Here is a 1,804-nt window from a genome sequence, read left to right on the forward strand (position 1 = left end):
ACTTTTCCCATACAGGAAAGTAATCGCCATAATTGCTGACTCTGCCAGTTTTGCTTTCAGGCTTTCCAAAAGTACTATTCAGGTCATAATAATCTTTGGCTTTGGCTAGGAGTTCCTTTTGAGAGAGCTTCTGCTGTGGTTGTTTCACTACATCTTCCTCTTGCACACAGCCCGCAAATACAAGTACAAACAACAAAAGGAAGTGCCCCTTGACTACTAGCCTACCAAGTTCATAATTGGAGGGGGGGTAAATGTTAGTTTCATATTATATATTTTAGTTTTCTAATATTAGTCAAATAATTTCAAATAAAAAAACAACTGCTAGGAGGTGTTTTTAGAGATTAAATCTTATAAAGGTGAAATTAATTATTGATTAAAGGCTAAATACTCAACACCGTCAAACTGATGAAGCCCTTTCACGATTTTCTGCATCAAGCTGTAGATGAAGCTGAAAGTGGGGAGGGGTTGTTTTGAAAAAAGCATACCCAGAAGGAGTTCTGGGGATGCTTCTCATATCTATATCTACCTCCTAATTTTTCTCTATCAGGTCTTTGCAAGATCCTGTTGTATAAATTTGTACTCCTATACCTTTGATTTTACTTTCTTTGCTTATCCAATCAGTACTATCTATCAAAATCAAGGTTTTTTCAAATAACAACGAATCATTTTCAAACCAATAAATAAATGAGGTTTCATTTTCTTCAATTATTGTAATAGTTTCTAAGCAGAGGTTAGCTTTGTCAATACAATAAATATCATTAAACATTGGAGGACCTGGATGATGGATAAATTTTAATTCAATACATGAATCTTCCAATAAAGGATATTTTCTTTTGAAAATCTCATCATTGAGTAATTCACCATTAAATTTCCATTGTCTAAGACTTTTCTCAACATCTTTGTGTTCACTATTAAAGACAATCAGCACTGTATCTTGAAGATTACTTCTTCTATAATTACTGCTATTATTGACTTCTTTATAGTTAGTTGATAATACTTTTATTTGACAAATTCCTTCTAATTGAAACCCCAAACTAAAGACAAGCAATATTATTATTCGATTAATTACAGCTATTCGTTCCATATTTAGCTTTTTCAATGTGGAAATCTATTTCATCCTTTTGTTGGGTAGTTTTGTTTTTCCAACCTCTTACCTCTTCATATTTTAATCCATCCCATGCTAATGCTTTGTAAAATTCTTTTGGAATCCCTGATGGATATGCCCAAGAACTTAAAAATTCATTCAGCCCCGAATACCCTAACTGAGGATGAATGAGCTCAAGCATATCTGCCATTTTATCAACCCAATAATCTGCCATATAATTATGATGAACATCATTGTCTCCAATATATTGACGAGTGTATTCCTCAAAAGTTTCTCTAAAATCCAGCTCCTTTTCTGTGGGATTAGTAGTATTGATCGCCCTATATAATTCTGCGTGTACCATCTCATGAACGATAGTCCTAGCTACTTCTAAAGCAGATCTATTCATTTTTATTTCATTGAATGTAATTTCTATTGGCTGATGCATTTTGTGTTGCTCCTATTTTAAGTGCCACATCAAATTCTGTCCCAAGACCTTCAAACCCTGATGCTAGGTCTTTGAACCCATCTATAGACTTCAGCTTTTCATAAATACAATCTGCGGTAGTTCCAATGAAAGTTGAATCCTTTTTGATTTCAAAGAGATCTATAACACACTCCACATCATATCCCATCATTTGCAGAAATTCACAGTCTTCTAGGGTAGGAGTTTCTCCACCTATGCCATCATCCAGATCAGGACAGGGAAGATAATCACCT

Annotated in this window: 4 protein-coding genes; all 4 read right to left on the minus strand. The window is 34.1% G+C overall.

All coding sequences use genetic code 11. The annotated features are described in order from the left end of the window. The coding region (locus tag MM213_RS20550; protein WP_241414762.1) for a hypothetical protein at positions 1-193 on the minus strand (193 nt) is incomplete at its 3' end. A 336-nt stretch (positions 194-529) separates the two neighbouring features. Further along, a complete protein-coding gene (locus MM213_RS20555) occupies positions 530-1,084 on the minus strand; it encodes a hypothetical protein (protein WP_241414763.1) in 555 nt (184 codons plus the stop codon). Further along, on the minus strand, positions 1,062-1,532 hold the full coding sequence (locus tag MM213_RS20560; protein ID WP_241414764.1) for a hypothetical protein: 471 nt from the start codon (positions 1,530-1,532) through the stop codon (positions 1,062-1,064). The genes MM213_RS20555 and MM213_RS20560 overlap by 23 nt, the downstream gene beginning before the upstream one ends. Beyond that, positions 1,501-1,804, minus strand: a 304-nt coding sequence (locus MM213_RS20565) for a hypothetical protein (protein ID WP_241414765.1), incomplete at its 5' end; no start/stop codon positions are given. The genes MM213_RS20565 and MM213_RS20560, both read right to left, overlap by 32 nt.

Source organism: Belliella alkalica (genome assembly GCF_022549785.1).
In the GTDB taxonomy this organism is placed as follows: domain Bacteria; phylum Bacteroidota; class Bacteroidia; order Cytophagales; family Cyclobacteriaceae; genus Belliella; species Belliella alkalica.